Raw genomic sequence first — 20,726 nt, forward strand, 5'->3', positions numbered from 1 at the left:
AAATTTGGATGAAGACTAACAAGTCCTTTCATTCCACTCATTAAAAGGTCAATCATTAACAGGGAAACACGAAGATAGAGGAGGAAGAATGATGATTAGATATCCATTATTAGACAAAAATGCAACCATCGGTGTTACTGCCCCTTCTTCTGGAATCAATGTTGAATTGCATAATATGTTCAAACAGGCCTGCACACGTATGGAGGAATATGGTTTCAATATCATTTGTGGTGATACGGTTTGGACACAGGATAAGGCGAAATCTGCCCCTGCTAGAAAAAGAGCGAATGAATTGAATCAAATGATCGCTGATGAAAAGATTGATTTGATTATTCCTCCTTGGGGAGGAGAATTATTAATTGAGATTCTTGAAAAAATTGATTTTGATAATATGAAAGAAAAATGGATACTCGGATACTCAGATGTAAGTGTGTTGCTGTTGGCAATTACATTAAAGACAGGGATTGCAACTGCTCATGGAGTAAACCTCGTTGATTTACGAGGAGAGTATTCCGATCCAACTACAGCAATGTGGCAAACAGTATTAGCTACTAAAGAAGGTGCCTCTGTTCTTCAATCATCATCTGAGAAATATCAGAAAGCATGGCGACATGATCAACCTTCACCATGTGTTTATCATTTAACAGAACAAACTGAATGGAAAACACTCGATAGGGAAAGTGTTCATATTCAAGGAAGATTACTTGGTGGATGTATCGATGTGATTAGGCACTTAATTGGTACACCATTTGGGGATGTCCAGAACTTTAGGAAGAACTATATAAATGAAGAGCCGATTCTATGGTATTTGGAAAATTGCGAGTTAAATACAGCTGATTTACGCCGATCCTTAGTTCAGATGAAATTAGCGGGTTGGTTTGATCAAGCTGCGGGGATTATGCTTGGCCGTAGCCCAGCAAATCAACCAGTTGATAATTATACAGCGATAGATGTGTATAAGGAACTTGAACATGAGCTACAAATTCCAATTATTTATGATATCGACTGTGGTCATGTTCCACCACAAATCACACTCATTAATGGTGCATTTGCAGAGGTTAAAGTAGCAGATGGAAAAGGAACAATTAGGCAATATTTTAAATAAGGCTCTAAAGGCGGGAGAGTTATGGTAAACGCGGAGAGAATGATGGATATAGAGGATGATATCATCCAAGCTTGGGAGAAGAAGGTAGTGCCTGAATATGATTTATTTTACTTTCCCACACTAGAGGAAGTAAAAGAATACATGCCTGAGCATAGCCTTGTGATCCCTCGAGAAGAGTTTAAAAAACATAATTCTTATCAAACCATTGATATGATTAATAGCTATGAAATGTGGCAGATCTCTAACGAAGCAAACTACGTTTGTGTGGTCCCAGAAAATCTATTTCCAATGATTGATAGGAGAAAGCAGCAGGATATTTTAAAGACTCAGCAAGCATTTGGTAGAGGGCTTATTTTTGACTGGGAACTAATAGAACCTGTATTTCAAAGCCAATCACGTATGATGCAAAAAGAAATAGAGGGCATCATTGAACCCTATATACTTCAGGATCAACAGCGATATCTTGCGTTTCAAAGGCAGATGTGGACTCTCTTGCCAGGTTCCTTTAAAAGAGAGTTATTAATTAAATTGGCAGAATTATATACAACCAACTCTACGCCAATGAATATGGAAGTTCAAAAAGTAGTCAATCAATTTCAACATATAATACCGTACTTTAATCGTTTCTCTAAAGAAAATGGCCCCAATTGCTTTGCGGCAGTGTTAGCTGCAGCAACCGAAAATCGACAAAAATGCCAATGGCTGATTAATCAATGGATTCATCCTGAAACATTTCAACTAGGATTAGAATGGAGAGGATATAAAGAAGTAACCACTTCTATGAATCATTTAAATCCAAAGGATATTTTGATTTGGCAAGACGAGAATGGTCAGATGATCCATACAACCTTTTATTTAGGGAGAGACTATTTCTTTAATAAAGCTCTTTTCTAAAACTTTGTTACTATTTCTAATAAAGTAAAAATGGGCTTTAGGATTTTTACGAGTGTTATCCGCTATCAAGTAAAGTATAGGATGTAGAAAAGAGCACGTAGCCTACTCAATTCAGGATTCAAGCTATATGCGTAAAAAACAATGTATGTGAAAAGAGCATTAGAAAGACGGACAGTCAATATTTAACGGATGGCAGATTATTTCCCTTGATCATTTAATAAAGTCTTGGGGAGCTAACTCGATTCATATCTATCGAAGATGAGAATATAAGTGAGGGAAGTGCAGATGGAGAATGATGCATTATGGCAGGAAGTAATGGAAGAATTAAAATTATCGATTGAGCCCAATGCTTTAAAGACATGGTTTAAGCATGCAAGAATACATAATATTGATAAATCAGAAATGGTGATTTATGCAACAAACGAGTTTGCGGCAGATTGGATGAGGAAGCATTTTCTACAAGAAGTAAAAAGTGCAGTGAAAAAGGTACTCCCTACAATTGATAAAGTGAAAATATCCTATGAAGAGAATTCTCAAGAATAAGAAGGAGTCTAGATATGATACGCAGAGTGAATGAAAAGGATGTAGATGCTTTAATCCCTTTAATGTATCAATATATTGTTGATTTTTACAGACGGCCTCGTCCAGATGAGAAGGATGTACGAGAACTGATCAATCTTTTATTCATACATCCTGAAAGAGGAATTCAATTTGTTGCTGAAGAGGATGGAAAGCTAATTGGTTTTTCCACTCTATATTTTACGTTTAGTACGACAAGGGTAAAGGAAATAGCAATATTAAATGATTTGTTTGTTGCTCCAGACGCTAGAGGGAAAAAGGTGGGAGAACAGTTATTTAAAGAAAGCTTAACATTTTCGAAGAATCACGGCTATGCGGCAATGACTTGGGAGACAGCACATGATAATTACCATGCTCAGTCATTATATGAGAAAATGGGCGGAAAACAAACAAATTCGGAATGGTTAAATTATGAGATCAGCTTTTAGCATGCTTTATTAGTTCGTAGAAAAAAGGCAGCGGTTTCGTATACAATAGGCGATTTGAGACGAATCCGTGCCTTTTATAAAATCCTAATTCATTTGCTTTTCATTTTGTTCACCATGAATGTATTGCTTAACCTCGATTGATACATTTTCCAGGTTGATATCTTTTTGAAGAGAACTTCCTAGGTATGTGTTTGTATCAATTTTTACTATCACAGTATCCGAATGGTTTTCATTTTTCTCATTGTCGTGAACTAAAATATTCAGTCTTACCTCATACCAGCTTTTAGGTGGATCCACCGTGTGGTCATTATTGATTGAAAGATGCTTTACACCTTCCGACTTCCATGTTGCCTTATTTCCATGTTCCTTCTTAACTGCTTCTGTTACATAGGGAGTGACTAAATCGACAAAAATGTTTTCCGTTGTTACATTAATCTTCGTTTTCTTGGCAGGTTTAAGTGTCTCTGCATTGACCCCCATTGAACCGCTTCCGATAAGGAAAAATACCAAGAATAGTATTGTGAATTTTTTCATATATATCACCTCGAAATTAATGTTTCCAAAGGAATTTTGAATATACATAGAAAATTAATAGGGGGAATGGAAATGAATCTAATGGATCAAGCCTTGCTTTTGAGAAAGGAAGGACATCTCAAGGAATCCAACGAAATGTTAATCCAACTAGCTGAACATGAACCAGATAATCCGATGGTGAATTATCAATGTGCATGGAGCTTTGATGTGATGGGGAAAGAAAGTGAAGCGGTTCCTTACTATACAAGAGCGATTTCACTGGGACTTCAAGATGAAGCATTAGAAGGTGCTCTATTAGGATTAGGTAGCACCTATCGTACATTAGGACAATACGAAAAATCGAAGGAAATTCTGACAAAGGGAATTGAGCAATTTCCAAATAACCGTGCAATTCAAGTATTCTATGCATTGACTTTATACAATTTGAATGAGCATCATCATGCAATGGAAATTCTTTTGAGGAATTTAGTAGAAACAACTGTGGATACAAATATTCTTGAATATAAAAAAGCATTGGAATTTTATTCGGATAAATTAGATGAAGTTTGGAAATAGGGGGAAGTGTATGTTTATTGTTAATGTAGAAGGTGCCATTTTTAAGGATGGGAAATGGCTTTTGATTGAGCGAAGTATGTTGGAAGAACATGCAGGGGGAGAATTATCATTAGTTGGGGGCAAGGTGGATAGAGAGGGACCTTCATTTGACATATTAGAAAGAACATTGCACCGAGAAATTGAAGAGGAAGTGGGTATAAAGGTAAAAATCCACGGTTATGTGAATAGCTCCTCTTTTTTAACGGATATGGGAGAACATGTAGTGGATATCGTTTTTTTTATGTGAGCATGTATCTGGTGAGGCATATGCCAAAAGTCCGGAAGAAGTGGATGGCATTCTTTGGCTGACTACTGAACAAATTGTAACAAATGAGGAATTGCCTGATTATTTGAGGAGAAATATCCAACATGCTCATTGTTTATTAAAGGAGAACATGAAATTAAATAAAGAACAATGCTTATGAGTGAAATTTTATAAATATAGGGGACTATCAATGGATAGAATCAAAAGTATACGGGAAGCAGAAAAGAACTATCACGATTATTGCTATGACCAATATTCATTATTTACTGAAGGATCATGGTTACATAAACCAGTTAAAACAGTGTTGGATTATATGGAATTTTTAGAGGGGGTCGAAGAGGTAAAGATTCTCGACCTGGGTAGTGGAATAGGAAGAAATAGCATTCCGATGGCTCAAAAACTAGACAAAGGGAAAGTGGTTTGCGTCGATATACTTGATTCTGCTATACAAAAGTTGAGCCTTTATAGTCAAAGATTTGGGGTAGAAGATAAGATTTATCCGATAAAAGAAGATATTGCTTCCTTTGAAATTCAAAAATGTGCGTTTCATTATATTGTCGCTGTATCGAGTTTAGAGCATGTTGACTCGGAAGAATGCTTGGATCTTGTTCTAAATCGAATGGTGAAAGGAACAATACGAGGAGGAATCAACTGTTTAGTCGTAAATTCAAATGTCCAAGAGATAGATATTAAAAGTGGTAAGAAGTTAGAACCAATGATGGAGGTTAATCTTTCAACGGATCATTTGCTAGAGAAATTGAGAGACACATACTCTAAATGGGATGAGCTTACAATGCAGGTAAAACCACTCGAATACAAGATTCAAAGAAATGAGAATGATATTTTAATGAAAACCAATGCAGTGACCTTTGTTGTTAGGAAAAGATAGATATACAGGGGGACAGATACATTGAGAAAAGATGTACAAATATTTGGCTATATCTTGTTTTTAGCTGGTGTTTTCTTATTTGGAATGATGCACCTTGCGTTTGCGATTTATGTGCCACATCTAACTGGATGGGGTGATCCTCCCGGTAAGCTTGCAACAATACTTGATCAGATTAATGGTTTAGCCCCATATTTTCTTGGAATCTCATTTATGATCATTGGCGGAATCATTATTTTATTTAACTTATTTAAACAATACTTTCTCTAAATTTATTTAACTAATACGTTTTCTATTTCGACATCATTTAACAAAAAAACAAATTGTTACAGAGGATAAAAAGATTAACAAAGGGGTAAGAAATTAAATGGACCAATTACATGGAAAAATTGCTATCGTTACCGGAGCTAGTCGAAGGGAAGGAATTGGTGCGGCTATTTGTTTAGAACTTGCAAAAAGTGGAGCAGATATATTTTTTACCCACCTCCTTCCATATGATCAAAAGATGGATTATTATATTCCGGAAATGGATTTCCCTAAAGAACTAGAACGGCAAATAAAAGAAATGGGCAGACGAGTGGGTTCTATGGAATTAGATATAAGTAAGCCAGATGCTCCTTCCATCCTTTTAAATGAGGTTGAAGCTCAACTTGGGCTCCCCGCTATTTTAGTAAATAACGCAACCTATAGTGTAGATGTTGATTATCGAACGATGACAGCTGAGATGCTTGACCTGCATTATGCAGTGAATGTTCGCGGTACTTGTATGCTTACGGTTGAATTTGCAAAAAGAATCGAGGGCAAACAGAGTGGAAGTGTGGTCAACCTTATCTCTGGTCAAGATAAAGCACCTGAGCCTGGAAATTTAGCATATGTAGCAACGAAAGGAGCAATTTCTGCCTTTACCTTATCGATTGCCCCTGATTTAGCTAAGCACTCTATTACAGTGAATGCAGTGGACCCAGGTCCAACAGATACGGGATGGATGAATCCTGAGCTTAAGGAGTATCTATTACCGAAGTTTCCTATGGGAAGAATTGGACAACCTGAGGATGCTGCACGCTTAATCGCTTTTCTTGCAAGTGATAATGCTAGATGGATTACAGGCCAAATTATTCATTCCGATGGAGGATTCTGGGATTAGTTAGAGGTAATCGCATGATCTTATATAGAAATTAATTTACACACTACAAATAAAATGTGCGGATTGCCAGATATAGATATAAAATTTAAAGAACATTCTTATTCAAATAGATAATATAATTGTTGTTCATGATAATGGAGATTTGCTCTTACAATGGGGTAAATCTTTTTTTTATGGCTGAATAGAAAATATTTAACAGGAATTTTATCGAATCATGCCGAATTGATAGATGAATACTATTCAAAATTGAGAGGACTATCAAAATGGAGTTTTTCATCAATAAAGAGAGTTTAAAACAAGCCATAGTCGATGTAAGTAAAGCGGTCTCCTCGAAAACACCGTTTCCTATTTTGACAGGAATTAAGATGAGTGTAGATGAAAATGGAGTAATCTTAATCGGTAGTAATTCAGATATTATTATTGAAAAGTATATCCCATTAATGCGTGATGGTAAGCAAATGATCCAGGTTCAAAGTGAAGGAAGTGTGGTCGTCCCCGCAAAGTTTTTGAGCGAGATCGTTAAAAAAATGCCTGATGATCTGCATATTAAAGTGAATCATAAAAATGTCGTAACCATTCAATCGCGTGAAATAATAACGAATATTAATGGATTAAATTCAGAGGAGTATCCAAATCTACCAGTATTCAATGGTGAAGGACATATAAGAATGGTAGGGAGTAAATTGTTCGATACAATCAAACGAACTGCCTTTGCAGCTTCACAAAATGAGATGAAACCGATTCTAACAGGTGTGAATATGTCTTTCTCTCCTAATAAACTAGTTTGTGCAGCGACCAATTCTCATCGCTTAGCATTATGTGAACAGTCAATCGAATCTAATCTTCAATGCTCAGTGGTCATCCCAAGATTTAGCCTGAATGAATTAATTAAGCTTTCCGAATTTGAATCGAGTGTCATAGATCTGTATATTACCGACAATTATTTCATTGTAAAATCTGAAGCTACTACTCTCTATTCTCGACTAATCGAGGGTGCATATCCTAATATAGCTGGTCTTATACCGAAAGATTGTAAAACAAAAATTATAATAAATACAAACCAATTCCTACAAGGTATTGACCGCGCTTGTCTATTCGCCAATGAATGGAGAAATAATAATGTCCATTTAAGTATCGAAGGGGAAAAGTTGAAAATTTCTTCGAATGCTTCTGAAATAGGAAAGATCGAAGAGACACAAGCGATAATATCAATGGATGGTTTTAATGAATTAAGTATTTCATTAGATGGACGATTCCTAATGGATGCTTTAAAGGCAATAAGTGATGAGGAAATCAGAATAAGCTTTGGAGGAACGATGAAACCAATTTTAATTGAACCTGTCGGGAATTCCGCTCAGCTTCATTTAATTTCACCGGTGAGGTCTTATTAGATCAATGATTATAAAGCTTTTTATAATAGTGAAAATGGTTCATTTAAAATCCAGTATTTATTTTAAACAAAGGAAATATGGAAGTATAATAAGGGAATGTAATGTTAAGTACTACAGGAAAAAAATCAGATAGTGTTTAACCATTGCTTTGTATGTGAAAAATAGGAATAAAAATTCGGAGATAGAGGAAATGGGGAGAAGCAAATGATTAATCAAGTCGGTCAAATCATGCTATATGTAAATAATCAAGAGGAAACAGTTAAATTTTGGACAGAGAAGTTAGGATTTGTCATTGTTTTTGAGCAAGATAATGGTCAAGGAATGAAATGGTTTGAGCTTGCACCAACTAAAGAGGCAGAAACAAGTATTATTCTACATAATAAGGAAATCATTGCAAAGATGGAGCCGGAAATGAATCTGGGTACACCTTCGTTAATGTTTTTCTCCAATGATGTAGATCAATTATATAAAGAGCTTAAAGAGAAACAGATTACTGTAGGGGAAATGGTTCATCTACCTACAGGTAAAGTATTTAACTTTGCTGATAATGAAAATAATTACTTTGCGGTAATGGAGAAAAAGTGAATAATGAATAGAGGTAGAAGGGGCGATGAATCGCCTCTTTTTTTGTAGTTCAAACATACGAAAATTGAAACCATTTGATCGTCCATCCGTATGAAGTAATATCCTATCATTTTTCATCAAGGGAGTTTTTTAATTGACGAAAGATAAAAAGAAGAAACAAAACCATTCCTTTAGTTATGGTATAGCAATGGGCCTTTCATTTGGAGTAGTTTTTGGATTACTTTTCGATCAACTTGCTTTAGGTTTAGGCATTGGTATTGCCTTAGGTGCAGCATTTGGAACCATTCAAAAGAAATAAAGGTTGTTTTCGTATAGTTTGTTGTTCTTGCAAAAGCTCAACTATTGGATTTACTCCCAATAAAGATTCTAGCAGTTCTTATGGCACAGTAAAATTAAAACTTTACTTAAATAGCAATAATGTTTGAAAAAAAGCAAAATAAAACACCTGGATAACCAAGTGTTTTGAACGATTTAAACTTGTGTACATTAAATAATTAGACGAGAATAATCCATAGAATCATCGTAAAAATAATGGTGACTACTCCTTGGAGTAATGTTGCCATTGTTTGTGCTTTATAAGCATCTGTTACCTTCATTCCACTGAATTGAGTCACCACCCAGAAGAAGCTATCATTGACATGGCTGACAGTCATTGCACCAGCTCCTACTGCCATGACAACTAATGCAAGTGGTACTGCACCTTCAATTCCCATTAATGGCAGCATAGGTGCAATTAATGAAGATGTAATGACTAAGGCTGCTGTGGAAGAACCTTGAGCCGTTTTTAAGGCAGCTGCAATAAGGAATGGAATGAGTAAGAACCATACTCCTCCGAAAGAGTTAGCGAGATCCCAGCCTTGAATTACGTCGGCAATCCCAGTATTTTTGATGACTGTTCCAAAGGCACCGCCAGTACCAGTTATTAATAGAATAGGAGCAGCATCATATAAACCTTCACCAACCCATTTGGTTAAGGTTTCTTCAGTATAGTTTGGCAATAAAGTAAATGCTGCAATCACACCTGCTAATAAGGCAATGACAGGCTGCCCTAAGAATATAAAGAAAGATGCAATATTTCCATTACCACCAACGACCGTGATGATAGAACCAATTCCGATTAAAATAATTGGTAAGATGATCGGTAAAAAGGCTTGGAAGGCGGATGGCATTTTACCAAATGATTCTACAATTTTATCATAATCGTATTCTAGTTCATTTTGATCATCTTCAACCTCAATTTTACTTGCCACTTTTTTTGCCCAAAAGTAGCCAACAATTGTTGCAGGAATAGAGACAATCAGTCCAATAAGGATGATTGTACCTAAAAATCCATCGGCACCGATATTACCTGCGGCTGCAATTGGGCCAGGAGTAGGTGGAACAAGTGTATGTGTTGCATATAATCCGGTGGCAAGTGCTACAGACATGGAGGCAACAGCAACTTTAGCTCGTTTAGCTAATGCTTTTCTTAGACTTGATAAAATAACAAATCCAGAATCACAAAATACAGGTATTGAAACAATGTATCCAATTAAACTCATAGCAAGCTGTGGTCTTTTGGGACCTACAATTCGGAGAATGACCTCTGCCATACGTAAGGCAGCGCCTGATTTTTCTAAAATCGTACCGATGATGGTTCCGAATACAATCACAAGACCAATACTAGTCATTAATCCACCGAAACCACCGTTAATATTTTCTACAATTTTTGTCAACGGCATACCAGAGGCAAATCCAACGAAAAGCGTTCCGAGTAAAAGGGATAAGAACGGGTGAAGCTTGAACTTAGTTGTTGCGAAAACAATTAATAATACCCCAATAATTAATACTAAAAATAACATGACACTCAGCTCCTTTTATATTTTGTTATCTAATTGCCAAAATTTATGAATCTATCTAGCATTAAGTGTGGCAGTGTAAGTTCTTATCACCTGTTCAGCGGTTGCTGCTAATAATTCATTTGCTTTCTCTATAGCTTCCTCCAATGATATAGGGGCGTTTACAATACTATGCACACTTGTTATTCCGCAAGGATATAAATGTTCAATTCCCTCACCAATTGAACCAGCTAGGGCAAAAACAGGTATGCCATGTTTTTTCGCAATTTGTGCGACGCCCATCGGTGTTTTACCGGATGCGGTTTGGGCATCAATTTGTCCCTCACCAGTAAATACACATTGAGCTTCAGCTAATTTCCTTTCCAATTCTGTATACTCAATGACAATATCAATTCCTCTTTTAGTAATGGAAGGGAAGAAGGCTTGAAAGGCTCCACCAATGCCGCCTGCTGCACCTGCTCCTGGATTATCATGTAAACGAGTTCCAGTTGTCTCCTCTACTAAATCTGCCCAGATTGATAGATGGTGATCTAAAAATGTGATCATTTCAGGTGTTGCGCCCTTTTGTGGGCCAAAAATATGGCTGGCACCATTCCTTCCTATAAGAGGATTCTGTACGTCGGAGGCAATAATAAAATTACAAGTCGAAATTCGAGAATCAAATTCCTCCATATCAATGGCAACGATTTGTGATAACGCAGCCCCACCATAGCCTACTGGCTTTCTATTTGAATCTAGCAATTTTACTCCTAATGCTTGAAGCATCCCAATTCCACCATCATTGGTAGCGCTTCCACCAATGGCGAGAATAAATTTTCTACATCCGTCATCCAGCGCTTTTTTGATGAGTTCACCCGTGCCGTATGAAGTGGTTAGAAGTGGATTCCTTTGTTCAGGGTGAATCAGACAGAGTCCAGAGGCACTAGCCATTTCAATCACACATGTTTGTTGATCTCCAAGAATGCCATAAGAAGCTTGAACCTTGTCTAATAATGGCCCCGTCACAGTTACATCCACTTTATGTCCATTTGTAGCAGCTACTAAGCTATCCATCGTGCCTTCTCCACCGTCAGCAACGGGAACGACTAAGGTTTCCGCCTCAGGAAGCGCTTTCTTAATTCCGCGATCAATTGCAGAAGCTGCCTCAAAGGCTGATAAACTACCTTTAAAGGAATCAGGTGCGATTACAATTTTCATTAAAAATTACCACCTTACTAAATTACTTTTAAAAATATTATAATCTTGCAATAATCGTTATACATCGTACAAAATGTATGAAATTTCATGTGATTTTAGAATATTTTTTGTTTATACTATACAAAAAAGAATAAATTCATCTTTGATAAAAGGGCAATCGTATCGATAAATAGAAGATGAAGTGAGCGAATGAAGCGTCATTTTTTCTTTATACTCTTTTTCAAACATAAAGTGAGAAAAGAACTGCAAATCCTCCTTAGAACCGAGGAAACCCTTTATTAGGGGGGGCTGAAAGTGTGGCTTAATACCAAAGTTATATAAAAAGGGAGGATAAAATTGTTAACACAGGGGATAGCGACAGAAATCGTAAAACAAACCACGTTAAGACTGCGCCGAAATATAAATATTATGGATGAAAGAGGAACGATCATTGCTTCAAGTGATCCTACAAGGGTGAATAAGGCCCACTTCGGAGCAATGGAAGTATTACGATCGGGTAAGCCATTATATATATACGAACAGGATCCTCATAAGTGGGAGGGTTCACTCCCGGGGATCAATCTTCCAATTGTGTTTCAAGAGAAAATCATCGGAGTCATAGGAATTACCGGACATCCGGATGAGATAGCTGAGTTTAGCGAATTAGTAAAGATGATAACAGAAATGATGATACAGCAGGCATTCATAACCGAACAACTTGAATGGAAGCAGAGACTGAAGGAGCTGGTTTTTGAAGAGTTAATGAAGGAGTCAATAGATAAGGAATCCATTCAGCAAAGACTTCATTTGATTGGAGTAAAATTGGAATCACCCTATCAGGTCGCAACCATCGAACTTGGATCAAGTCAATATAATCGAAGGGAATTGATTCAACTTTTAGAAGGAATTTTTCATTCTCAACATGCCATGATCGGCTTCTTAAGTGCAAATCGTTTATTTCTATTAACCTCTGCACTTCCAGAAAAAAAGGTAAAAGAAAAATTGTTAACGATTATTCAACGGCTAACATCAAAAGGAACACAAATTAGAATTGGAATTGGATCTGTGGTGGAAATGGATACTTATATTCGTCATTCCTTTAGCGAATCTATGTCAGCACTTGCATTAGGAAGTGAGGCGCAAAGTATGATTACTTACACTGAAATTGAAGCAATGGTACTTTTAGATCGACTGGATAAATGGACAATTAGGCAGTTCTGTGACAGAATATTAGGAAATTTATCAGAGAAATTAATAGAAACACTGGAACATTTCTTTGCCAATCATTTAAATTTAAGTGAGACAGCAAAAAGTTTATATATTCATCGAAATTCACTAATCTATCGAATGAAGAAGATCAAAGAGGTTACAGGATATGATCCACAAAAATTTAATCATGCAACAACCCTGCAAATGGCGATTTGGATTTTACATATGCAGAAGAAAGGGTCATAAATTTACTGGATATTGGAGGCTACCATGAAAGTACAAGGCATCAACCATCTATTATTTTCTGTTTCAAATTTAGAAGCATCCATAGCATTCTATGAAAAAGTTTTTGATGCGAGGATTTTAGTGAAGGGTCGGAGTTTAGCTTATTTTGAGTTAAATGGGATATGGTTAGCTCTTAATGAAGAAAAGGATATTCCGCGTAACGAAATCCATCAATCCTATACACATCTTGCATTTTCAATAGAAGAGAAGGATTTTGATAAGATGCTGGAAAAGCTAAAGTCCTTGCAGGTGAATCTTCTTCCGGGGCGTCCAAGAGATGTGAAGGATAAAAAATCTATTTATTTCACTGATCCAGACGGTCACAAATTTGAGTTTCATACGGGAACACTACAAGATCGATTGAAATATTATAAGCAGGAAAAAGGACATATGGAGTTTTTTGAATAGGAGAGGGCTATTGGGGTAGCCCCTCACTATCCTTAAAAGTTTAAGCAGGAAATTTATATTTTATAAATTAAATCTATGTATCTCTATTTGAAAAAAATAACGAGCAAGCCTTACTCTATATATTCTTTTTCTCTTTTCATATCTGTAATTAATTCTGGATTATCTTGTTGCATCCTGCACACAAATGCTTCGCGCTCCTCTAAACCTTTTCCTTTGATGGCTTGAAGTTCATTTTCTGTTATACCTACAACCTGCATGAAATCCAATCTCCCATGGATAGTTTGTTTTCCGTGAATCTCTGTATCCGGAACAATAATTAATGCAGTGATTTTTGATGGGTATCCAATACGAATCGATTCACCATTTCCAGCGACATAATCAAAGGGATTAAACCAGGCTTTTGATTGATTAGTATATCTAGCTAAATTGGAAAGCATATCTATTGCCCACATACATTCTTCATTGTCTTCTTCGGGTAATTTTATCGTTAACTCATAACCCCATTTGCTATATTCTCCACCGAAGGCTTCTTCATTCCCGTAAAGCTCACTTAAACCAAAGGTAACAATATGTTTATATCCTTTATCCGATGTATAGATACTATAGCCATCAATATATTCATCTCCACCAAAAATTGCTCGAGCTACCATATTCGTTCCATAATGTGCTGGCTCCTGGGTCCCATATACTTCTGAAAAAGAAGCATCGATTTCATCCCAGCCGGGAGAGAAATCATCCTCCTCCATTTGCTGTTTATATTCTTCTAGGTTCATACTATTTCTCCTTTTCAAATTGATAGGGGAGTGTCAAATTTCGACAATCCCCCTAATGAATTTCACCCTTTAAAATTATAAAGTGGGCGAATGATTTCTTTAATTTCAACTGAATCGTGAATATCTTTTTCGATTTCCTTGGCTGGTTTATATGCTTGTGGCGCCTCATCCAATGTTTTCTTTGACACCGATGTGGTCCACACATTTTTCATCGCCTTTTGATAGCTCTCAAGACTAATTTGTGCCTTCGCTTTTGAGCGGCTTAATATCCTGCCTGCTCCATGTGGGGCGGAATAGTTCCAATCAGGATGTCCTTTCCCTGTTGCAAGAATACTTCCATCACGCATGTTTAATGGAATAATAAGTGGCTCTCCCATTTGGGCGGAGGTTGCCCCTTTACGTAGCATAAGATGATCGATATCAATGTAATTATGAACACAATCAAATGAATCAATGACATCTTTATGCCATTTCATTCCCTTTAGAATGGTTTGGGCCATCTGGGCACGGTTTGATTGGGCAAAAGCTTGTGCAATTTTCATATCATGCAAGTAGTTCTGTAAGTCTTGTGCCTCTAAATAGGATAATTCATAGGGCAACTTCTTATCGTTGCGAATTTTCTCCAGTCTATTTGCTTCGGCAATATTGCCCTTTTGATGTGCAGCCTTCATTTCTTCCTTTAAATGTTTACGAAGTGCAGATAATTTTTCATAAGCCACTTCCTGATGATACTCAGCAATCTCTTTGCCAAGAGACCGACTGCCACTATGGATGACTAAGTAGATTGCATCTTTTCCTTCATTTATTTCAATAAAATGGTTTCCGCCACCAAGTGTACCAAGACTACGAGATGCCCAGCCACGGTGTATGGGTGCGATAATTTCATGTAAATCAAAATCAGCAACCGGTTTATCATGAGTGCTATGTCCACTTGGGATCTGGTTACGAATGAGTTTGTCTAGTTTCTCAAAATCAAGTTTAATCCGACCTTTTTTAATTTTTACTACAAACAGACCACAGCCGATATCAACCCCAACAAGGCTTGGAACAATTTTATCCTGTATCGTCATTGTCGTTCCAATCACACAGCCTTTTCCTGAATGGGTATCTGGCATAATGCGAATGGTACTGTCCTTTGCAAATTCTTGATTACATAAGGTGATGATTTGACCAATTGTGGCATCATCTAATAAATCGGTATAGCAAATAGCTTCATTATATTTTCCTTTAAGTGTTAACATATAATCATTTCTCCTTTATTCTTAAGTGCGAGAAATGATGTATTTCTCGCTTTTACGTATGCGCAGTTCTCTCTATTGTCTTTGTCATTGGAATCCCTCCTTTAAAAAAGTAAAGTGTTTTAGCCTAAAAATTGATACAGGTTTGTTGGGTTAATTACATCCTCACCAGCGTAAATTACCCAATCTGTTAAATGGTCAAAATTAAGATCATAAAGATTTCCTTCCTGCATGTCATCGATAAAATAGGGTTGATTAATGAGTATTCCTTTAATCGTTGGTTCAGCTATTTCCTGCATGTCAAACCACATATGTTCCTGCTCTTCCTCTGAGTAAGGGATGCCAAACTTCCCAAGGAATCGAAAGTTCTCATTTTCTTTTTCTATATTGAAAATTTGGTTAAAGTAACCAAAGCTTTGCTTAGCATTAAAGGAAATACGTGCAGTCTCACTATTGGTTTTGTAATACATTAATTCCTGGTTATCAGCATATTCTTTGAAGAAGCATTCCATATATCCTGTTTCTTCCTTATATTCGAATAGGATACAGGACGGCTGTTGATGGATTTCATCACGATCCTTCATCCCACCGATAAACTCATAGCCCGCATCCATCGGCTGTAAGCGAATTTCGCCAGTTTCGATATCAGTTAAATCAAATGACAATGTTTGTTTTCCGACATAAGATAAGCCTTCCTCCCATGGAACAGCAATTACTTGGATATAGCCGGATTGACTTTGGCCAACCAATACAGGCTCATTGATTGGAACATTACCATTTTCAATTGCATTATTAACAAAGGTACTAAATAGATCAGGGATTCCATAATACGAAGAGAGTCGATTTGGAATAATTAACTCTACATCAGTTAACCCAGCTCTACTTAAACCATGTGTATGGAACCAGAATTGGGAAGGCTCTTGTTCCTCACCGCCTTCATAAATAGAGTGGATAACGTATAAATCCTGTACGTCTGGTAAGATAGTATTTTCAATATGGTATTGAATATAGCTTCGTGAAATCACTTTTGATGCTGCACTTAAATCTAAAGCAAATAACATGTCTGGTGCTATTCGCCAAAGAAAATCTAATTGGTAGTAGAAACCACTCAGCACATCTCCGTTAAATAATGTTCGAACAAATATCTCTGAACCAGTATACGCTTGCTTAAATGCCTCTTCAGTAGTTGTTTGATCCTGGCGGTAATATTGCTCATATTGAACATCTTCTGGAGTAGGCTGAACATGAATTTCATAAGGTGTTACAGAATCGTCTGATTTTATTTCTACTAATATACTAGTTTCATCCTCATTAAGGATGGAAACTTCATCATAAATTTCAAACAATCTTGCTTTTACCACTTCTATAGATAATACATCGGGAACAACCGCGATGAGATCAGAAAAGCTGCGTTCTAATGTTCCTTCCCTTGCTGCTCGATATGCATTAGTTTGTACTTGCATTTGTTTCTCCTCATTTCCTTGTAAGTTTCGTTTATATAGTTAATAGCTTAATTCCATCTAAGCGATTCTTATAAAAATCAGTACCATTACGAGAGTCAAGTTGTTTAGTATAATTCTCTGTTTGCTTCAGCCACTCAACATTATTTTGTGCTAAGAAAATAGGATATGCAGATTGTAAGAATAGTATTTTTCCAATTGTAGTATCCACCTTTTGAATATACTCAAAGTTTTTATTAAAAATAGTAGCTGCCTCGTCATTTCGATTGGTTTTTAATAAATATAAAATATAATTTCCAATCTCTTCAGCGAACTCTCCATTTTCTTTGACCATTTTGTATCCCTTTTTGTAGCACTTTTCTGCTGCATCATTTTTATCCATAGTATGTAAGGCTAAAGCCATATAACTAAATGTGACATGAGGGACCTCTGCACAAGTGAGTGATTGCATAAGAAGGGGCTGTGCAACCTGATAGGCCTTTTCTAAATCCCCTGCAAACAAATGATACTCCACTTCTGCATTTACTTCACAAGCACGACAGTCAGACATCCAGTCAGCAGGTGTTTCTTTCCATTTATCAAAAAATTGTTTGGCTGTCTCTAGATCACCCATTTTCATCGCACTATAAAGACGTTCGCGATAATAGGGTTTTAAAGAATAGTTTCGTGCTTTAAACTTTTCCTTCATATCTGTTAACAGAGCATCAATTTGTGTTTTTGAAATCTCAGGAAAATCGACTACATGCTCCGCAATCCATTTATAGCACCAGAATAATTGTTGTTCATCCACAGAGGATTCATCTTCCTCATATTTTTGCATTAACCAGCTAAATGCTTGTAATACCTTTTTGGGGTAACCAGAATAATTGCATGTTTCAATTAATTCGAAACGAGCTTCGATTCCAGTCTCTATATCATTATGACTATCCGCTTCTCGAATGATACGCTCTAGTATGGGAATTCTAGCCAAATCGTTATCTTCCATCATTAAGGTTTCTTCAAATAATTCGATATAATCTTCCATTGTAATCACCTCATTTATTTTTTTAGGCAGTTTTCGTATAGTTTATTGCTTTAGTCAAAGCGCAATCTGCATGTTTTACACCTAGTAAAGGATTCGGAGCGGGCTTATGGCGTTTTCCGCTATTTTCCCTTGGATCGGTGTTTTCTTCCTTCACGGAATGTAAACAGGTACTTTGGTTACCGAGTCGGCGAAAAATCGACCTAGGGGGTAATGAACCCTGTGCAAAGGTTACCGAGTTGGCGAAAAATCGACCTAAAGGGTAACGAACCCTGTGCAAAGGTTACCGAGTTGGCGAAAAATCGACCTAAAGGGTAACGAAACTCGTGCAAAGGTTACCGAGTCCGTGAGAAATTCACCTAAAGGGTAACGAACCCTGTGCAAAGGTTACCGAGTTGGCGAAAAATCGACCTAAAGGGTAACGAACCCCTTGCAAAGGTTACCGAGTTGGTGAAAAATCGACCTAAAGGGTAACGAACCCTATGCAAAGGTTACCGAATCCGCGAAAAATCCACTTATAGGGTAACAAACCCTGTGCAAAGGTGACCGAATCTGCGAAAAATCCACTTATAGGGTAACGAACCCTGTGCAAAGGTTACCGAGTTGGCGAAAAATCGACCTAAAGGGTAACGAAACTCGTGCAAAGGTTACCGAGTCCGTGAGAAATTCACCTAAAGGGTAACGAACCCTGTGCAAAGGTGACCGAGTCGGTGAAAAATCCACCAACAGGGTAACGAAACCCACGCAAAGGTTACCGAATCCATGAAAAATCCACTTATAGGGTAACGAACCCGCACAAAGGTTACCGAGTCCCGGAGAAACCACCTTCCCGGTATTTAAACTTTCTCTCTGCAAAACTTCAAAAGCTGCTACGGCCTTTGCCAAGGTGAAGAGCTAGCGATAGGGCTTTTACAAAGGCAATAAGTAAAGTTCGGAAATATTAAACAAGTTTCAATAAGTACAATAAATTTTGATTCATCATCTCTAATTCATTATTTTTTAAAGGATAATGCCCTAATAGTAAAGCCTGTATATAAAGAATTTGTACAATTACACATAGCTGTTCAGCTGTTTTATCTGATGTTAAGATGTTTTGAATTAATACATTATTCCAATTTAAATAGAGAATAGGTCTTGCAGGCTCCTGAGGCTGCAATGACATTAATAAATCACTAAACAAGGAATTGGATGATTCTGCAATACGTTCTAATTCACGATCCTCTTGTGATTGATGGGAGTGAATAAAGAGAGTTGGTAAATGATTAGGTTCAAAACGTCGAAGTTCAACATTTACTTTAAAATCATTCATTTTTTGATTGATTTCGTTAATGATGTGTACAAAGAGCTCTGCTTCTTCAGAATTTAATTTTTTTAATGTATCTGTCATTTCTAAGGGGTCAATTAAGCGAAGTTGATGATTAGATAATAGTAGGGAAAGTTTGTTTAAAATATAAATATCGTATGTGTAGCCACCATTAATTAAGTTCATTTGCTTCGCTCTTGCAATATCCTGGATTTGACGAAAGGCATCAACAGTGTCTGTATAATAGACCGTTTCATCGTTTTTTAAGATTGTCTGCAGTGATTGTTCACCATTTAATGTTCTCATCGGTAAATAAGGATATATAAATGATAAAAAGTCATCATCCTGACTAGCTAGTGCTTTAAATCCTAAGTAATGAATATGCATTAATTTAGTTAAAGTAACATCGGGAAGGTCAATTATATTTTTCTTGATTGCTATTCCGAGACTCTCTCTCACCTGTTCTAATGCATCGTTTTGATAGAAATCTTCACGGGAGGCAATAGGACTAAGCTCATCTGTCCATAAAATACAATGAATGAATAAAGCCCAATCGGGTAATAAATGCTGGCTTTCTTTTGTCACGAACATTCGATTTAGGAAGACTGCATTCGATTTCTTGGCATTCATGTGGATTGTATGGGGAACAATATAAGCAATACCATATGTCCGACCTGTTTTATTCTCAATAAAAAAATAATCTTGATAATCCATACCTAATATCTCTGAACCGAAAGCTAAAATGTCAGTGCTAGACATTTGATGCAGAAGACTTTTATTAGCAAATTGATGACTCCAGCGATTGATTTCTTCTTCGAAGCCATTATATGCAAGAATAATGTTAGGCTCTAAACAAGCCCCGTATTTTTTTAACGTTTGGCGCAAGGTGCTAATTTCAAAACAATCACCTGGTAAATTGAGCTTTTCTTTTCTACGTATATAGACCTTTGTTCCTGGAGTAAAAGTCTTTCCTTCCAGCTTGCGAATTTCATAGGTTCCATCCGCTTTTCCGCGCCATTCTATCGTTTCGTTATTTTTTGCTGAGGTAGAAACCATGACTATTTCATCACTAACGATAAAACAAGACAATAAGCCTATTCCAAAACGGCCGATGAAATCAGAATTAGTATCTCCGAATGTCTTTTCACCTTTTGATGAATTAGCGATCGTTGCTAAAAATTGATGAACCTCTTCTTCAGTTAATCCAATCCCATTATCTTCAAAAATAATGGTAGGAGGCGAATCACCACTTTCTGTGAGTGACATATGAATATAAGGTTTAAAATCTTCATGATAATTACGTCTTGCGGTTAATGCATCGTTCGCATTTTGCAGAAGTTCACGGATATATACATCTTTTTCGTTGTATAGATGGTTAGATAAAATATCTATCATTCCCGTTAAATGAACTTGAAATCGTTGAGTATCATTCATAAATGAATTCCTTTCTAAAAATATGAACTGATTTTATGCCTGAATTATTGGTTGATTCTACCATTCTATAATATTTATCATATGGCAAAAATAAGGTGATTACAACGGATTATGGAAATGACCATACTTTTTACCTATAAGGATATTTATGATGAGAGATGCATATAGAATTGCAT

General features: G+C 36.6%; 21 protein-coding genes and 1 pseudogene. 14 read left to right on the forward strand and 8 right to left on the reverse strand.

Translation table 11 applies throughout. The features are described 5' to 3' along the window. The first annotated feature begins 91 nt into the window (after positions 1 to 91). The 4 genes from MHI39_RS03020 (at position 92) to MHI39_RS03035 (ending at position 3,006) form a co-directional block, all read left to right on the forward strand. Entirely contained in the window at positions 92 to 1,105 is a 1,014-nt protein-coding gene (locus MHI39_RS03020) for a S66 peptidase family protein (RefSeq protein ID WP_058004116.1), read from the forward strand. Positions 1,106 to 1,126: 21 nt separating this feature from the next. Further along, positions 1,127 to 1,999 (forward strand): hypothetical protein, encoded by an 873-nt coding sequence (locus MHI39_RS03025; RefSeq protein ID WP_342540659.1) that lies wholly within the window; start codon positions 1,127 to 1,129, stop codon positions 1,997 to 1,999. 285 nt (positions 2,000 to 2,284) lie between these two features. After that, a complete protein-coding gene (locus MHI39_RS03030; protein WP_180213675.1) occupies positions 2,285 to 2,542 on the forward strand; it encodes a DnaA N-terminal domain-containing protein in 258 nt (85 codons plus the stop codon). Between the two features lie 14 nt (positions 2,543 to 2,556). Further along, complete coding sequence (locus tag MHI39_RS03035) at positions 2,557 to 3,006, forward strand: GNAT family N-acetyltransferase (protein ID WP_180213676.1); 450 nt, start codon at positions 2,557 to 2,559, stop codon at positions 3,004 to 3,006. Positions 3,007 to 3,090: 84 nt separating this feature from the next. Here the strand turns inward: MHI39_RS03035 and MHI39_RS03040 are convergent, their stop codons facing one another. Then, the gene (locus tag MHI39_RS03040) at positions 3,091 to 3,540 is read right to left on the reverse strand and encodes a DUF3888 domain-containing protein (protein WP_342540660.1); all 450 of its coding nucleotides are present in this window, start codon (positions 3,538 to 3,540) and stop codon (positions 3,091 to 3,093) included. A 66-nt stretch (positions 3,541 to 3,606) separates the two neighbouring features. Between MHI39_RS03040 and MHI39_RS03045 the strand changes: the two genes are divergently transcribed. The 8 genes and pseudogenes from MHI39_RS03045 to MHI39_RS03080 all read left to right on the forward strand — a co-directional run bounded on the left by MHI39_RS03045 (position 3,607) and on the right by MHI39_RS03080 (position 8,703). Then, positions 3,607 to 4,095 (forward strand): tetratricopeptide repeat protein, encoded by a 489-nt coding sequence (locus MHI39_RS03045; protein WP_058004121.1) that lies wholly within the window; start codon positions 3,607 to 3,609, stop codon positions 4,093 to 4,095. A gap of 10 nt (positions 4,096 to 4,105) precedes the next feature. Beyond that, positions 4,106 to 4,559, forward strand: a pseudogene (locus tag MHI39_RS03050) (NUDIX domain-containing protein). Between the two features lie 30 nt (positions 4,560 to 4,589). After that, on the forward strand, positions 4,590 to 5,288 hold the full coding sequence (locus MHI39_RS03055) for a class I SAM-dependent methyltransferase (protein WP_342540661.1): 699 nt from the start codon (positions 4,590 to 4,592) through the stop codon (positions 5,286 to 5,288). A gap of 21 nt (positions 5,289 to 5,309) precedes the next feature. Further along, positions 5,310 to 5,555 (forward strand): hypothetical protein, encoded by a 246-nt coding sequence (locus tag MHI39_RS03060; protein WP_071975400.1) that lies wholly within the window; start codon positions 5,310 to 5,312, stop codon positions 5,553 to 5,555. A gap of 97 nt (positions 5,556 to 5,652) precedes the next feature. Further along, on the forward strand, positions 5,653 to 6,429 hold the full coding sequence (locus MHI39_RS03065; RefSeq protein WP_342540662.1) for an SDR family oxidoreductase: 777 nt from the start codon (positions 5,653 to 5,655) through the stop codon (positions 6,427 to 6,429). 263 nt (positions 6,430 to 6,692) lie between these two features. Next, positions 6,693 to 7,820 carry a DNA polymerase III subunit beta gene (dnaN, locus tag MHI39_RS03070; protein ID WP_058004124.1) on the forward strand — a complete coding sequence of 376 codons (1,128 nt, stop codon included), beginning with the start codon at positions 6,693 to 6,695 and terminating at the stop codon, positions 7,818 to 7,820. A 204-nt stretch (positions 7,821 to 8,024) separates the two neighbouring features. Further along, positions 8,025 to 8,405, forward strand: coding sequence for a VOC family protein (locus tag MHI39_RS03075; protein WP_342540663.1), 381 nt, complete (start codon positions 8,025 to 8,027; stop codon positions 8,403 to 8,405). Between the two features lie 133 nt (positions 8,406 to 8,538). Beyond that, entirely contained in the window at positions 8,539 to 8,703 is a 165-nt protein-coding gene (locus MHI39_RS03080) for a hypothetical protein (RefSeq protein WP_342540664.1), read from the forward strand. Between the two features lie 196 nt (positions 8,704 to 8,899). Here MHI39_RS03080 and MHI39_RS03085 read toward each other — a convergent pair whose 3' ends face one another. Both MHI39_RS03085 and MHI39_RS03090 read right to left on the reverse strand, forming a co-directional pair. Further along, positions 8,900 to 10,246 (reverse strand): GntP family permease, encoded by a 1,347-nt coding sequence (locus MHI39_RS03085; protein ID WP_342540665.1) that lies wholly within the window; start codon positions 10,244 to 10,246, stop codon positions 8,900 to 8,902. A gap of 51 nt (positions 10,247 to 10,297) precedes the next feature. Continuing rightward, positions 10,298 to 11,440, reverse strand: coding sequence for a glycerate kinase (locus MHI39_RS03090; RefSeq protein WP_342540666.1), 1,143 nt, complete (start codon positions 11,438 to 11,440; stop codon positions 10,298 to 10,300). A gap of 336 nt (positions 11,441 to 11,776) precedes the next feature. On the opposite strand from MHI39_RS03090, the gene MHI39_RS03095 reads away from it, so the two are divergent. Next, positions 11,777 to 12,874: a sugar diacid recognition domain-containing protein gene (locus MHI39_RS03095; RefSeq protein ID WP_058004128.1), complete on the forward strand. Its 1,098-nt coding sequence runs from the start codon at positions 11,777 to 11,779 to the stop codon at positions 12,872 to 12,874. A 24-nt stretch (positions 12,875 to 12,898) separates the two neighbouring features. Beyond that, positions 12,899 to 13,321: a FosM family fosfomycin resistance protein gene (fosM, locus tag MHI39_RS03100; RefSeq protein WP_058004129.1), complete on the forward strand. Its 423-nt coding sequence runs from the start codon at positions 12,899 to 12,901 to the stop codon at positions 13,319 to 13,321. 110 nt (positions 13,322 to 13,431) lie between these two features. Here the strand turns inward: fosM and MHI39_RS03105 are convergent, their stop codons facing one another. The 5 genes from MHI39_RS03105 to MHI39_RS03125 form a co-directional block, all read right to left on the reverse strand. Beyond that, positions 13,432 to 14,094, reverse strand: a complete 663-nt coding sequence (locus tag MHI39_RS03105) for a suppressor of fused domain protein (protein ID WP_058004130.1) — start codon at positions 14,092 to 14,094, stop codon at positions 13,432 to 13,434. A 62-nt stretch (positions 14,095 to 14,156) separates the two neighbouring features. After that, the gene (locus MHI39_RS03110) at positions 14,157 to 15,335 is read right to left on the reverse strand and encodes an RtcB family protein (RefSeq protein WP_058004131.1); all 1,179 of its coding nucleotides are present in this window, start codon (positions 15,333 to 15,335) and stop codon (positions 14,157 to 14,159) included. Positions 15,336 to 15,454: 119 nt separating this feature from the next. Then, on the reverse strand, positions 15,455 to 16,795 hold the full coding sequence (locus MHI39_RS03115) for a DUF4026 domain-containing protein (protein WP_058004132.1): 1,341 nt from the start codon (positions 16,793 to 16,795) through the stop codon (positions 15,455 to 15,457). A 31-nt stretch (positions 16,796 to 16,826) separates the two neighbouring features. Beyond that, positions 16,827 to 17,816, reverse strand: a complete 990-nt coding sequence (locus tag MHI39_RS03120; protein WP_342540667.1) for a hypothetical protein — start codon at positions 17,814 to 17,816, stop codon at positions 16,827 to 16,829. A 937-nt stretch (positions 17,817 to 18,753) separates the two neighbouring features. Next, positions 18,754 to 20,550 carry an HSP90 family protein gene (locus MHI39_RS03125; protein WP_342540668.1) on the reverse strand — a complete coding sequence of 599 codons (1,797 nt, stop codon included), beginning with the start codon at positions 20,548 to 20,550 and terminating at the stop codon, positions 18,754 to 18,756. Between the last annotated feature and the right edge of the window lie 176 nt (positions 20,551 to 20,726).

Source organism: Heyndrickxia sp. FSL K6-6286 (assembly GCF_038630395.1).
In the GTDB taxonomy this organism is placed as follows: domain Bacteria; phylum Bacillota; class Bacilli; order Bacillales; family Bacillaceae_C; genus Heyndrickxia; species Heyndrickxia oleronia.

What these genes read in the sequence shown, in the direction of transcription:
- MHI39_RS03125 (WP_342540668.1), bottom strand. Translation starts at nt 20,550, where the DNA reads ATGAATGATACTCAACGATTTCAAGTTCATTTAACGGGAATGATAGAT.
- MHI39_RS03115 (WP_058004132.1), bottom strand. Translation starts at nt 16,795, where the DNA reads ATGCAAGTACAAACTAATGCATATCGAGCAGCAAGGGAAGGAACATTA.
- MHI39_RS03025 (WP_342540659.1), top strand. Translation starts at nt 1,127, where the DNA reads ATGGTAAACGCGGAGAGAATGATGGATATAGAGGATGATATCATCCAA.
- MHI39_RS03040 (WP_342540660.1), bottom strand. Translation starts at nt 3,540, where the DNA reads ATGAAAAAATTCACAATACTATTCTTGGTATTTTTCCTTATCGGAAGC.
- MHI39_RS03110 (WP_058004131.1), bottom strand. Translation starts at nt 15,335, where the DNA reads ATGTTAACACTTAAAGGAAAATATAATGAAGCTATTTGCTATACCGAT.
- MHI39_RS03065 (WP_342540662.1), top strand. Translation starts at nt 5,653, where the DNA reads ATGGACCAATTACATGGAAAAATTGCTATCGTTACCGGAGCTAGTCGA.
- MHI39_RS03035 (WP_180213676.1), top strand. Translation starts at nt 2,557, where the DNA reads ATGATACGCAGAGTGAATGAAAAGGATGTAGATGCTTTAATCCCTTTA.
- MHI39_RS03020 (WP_058004116.1), top strand. Translation starts at nt 92, where the DNA reads ATGATTAGATATCCATTATTAGACAAAAATGCAACCATCGGTGTTACT.
- MHI39_RS03105 (WP_058004130.1), bottom strand. Translation starts at nt 14,094, where the DNA reads ATGAACCTAGAAGAATATAAACAGCAAATGGAGGAGGATGATTTCTCT.
- MHI39_RS03090 (WP_342540666.1), bottom strand. Translation starts at nt 11,440, where the DNA reads ATGAAAATTGTAATCGCACCTGATTCCTTTAAAGGTAGTTTATCAGCC.
- MHI39_RS03055 (WP_342540661.1), top strand. Translation starts at nt 4,590, where the DNA reads ATGGATAGAATCAAAAGTATACGGGAAGCAGAAAAGAACTATCACGAT.
- MHI39_RS03075 (WP_342540663.1), top strand. Translation starts at nt 8,025, where the DNA reads ATGATTAATCAAGTCGGTCAAATCATGCTATATGTAAATAATCAAGAG.
- MHI39_RS03045 (WP_058004121.1), top strand. Translation starts at nt 3,607, where the DNA reads ATGGAAATGAATCTAATGGATCAAGCCTTGCTTTTGAGAAAGGAAGGA.
- fosM (WP_058004129.1), top strand. Translation starts at nt 12,899, where the DNA reads ATGAAAGTACAAGGCATCAACCATCTATTATTTTCTGTTTCAAATTTA.
- MHI39_RS03120 (WP_342540667.1), bottom strand. Translation starts at nt 17,816, where the DNA reads ATGGAAGATTATATCGAATTATTTGAAGAAACCTTAATGATGGAAGAT.
- MHI39_RS03030 (WP_180213675.1), top strand. Translation starts at nt 2,285, where the DNA reads ATGGAGAATGATGCATTATGGCAGGAAGTAATGGAAGAATTAAAATTA.
- MHI39_RS03085 (WP_342540665.1), bottom strand. Translation starts at nt 10,246, where the DNA reads ATGTTATTTTTAGTATTAATTATTGGGGTATTATTAATTGTTTTCGCA.
- dnaN (WP_058004124.1), top strand. Translation starts at nt 6,693, where the DNA reads ATGGAGTTTTTCATCAATAAAGAGAGTTTAAAACAAGCCATAGTCGAT.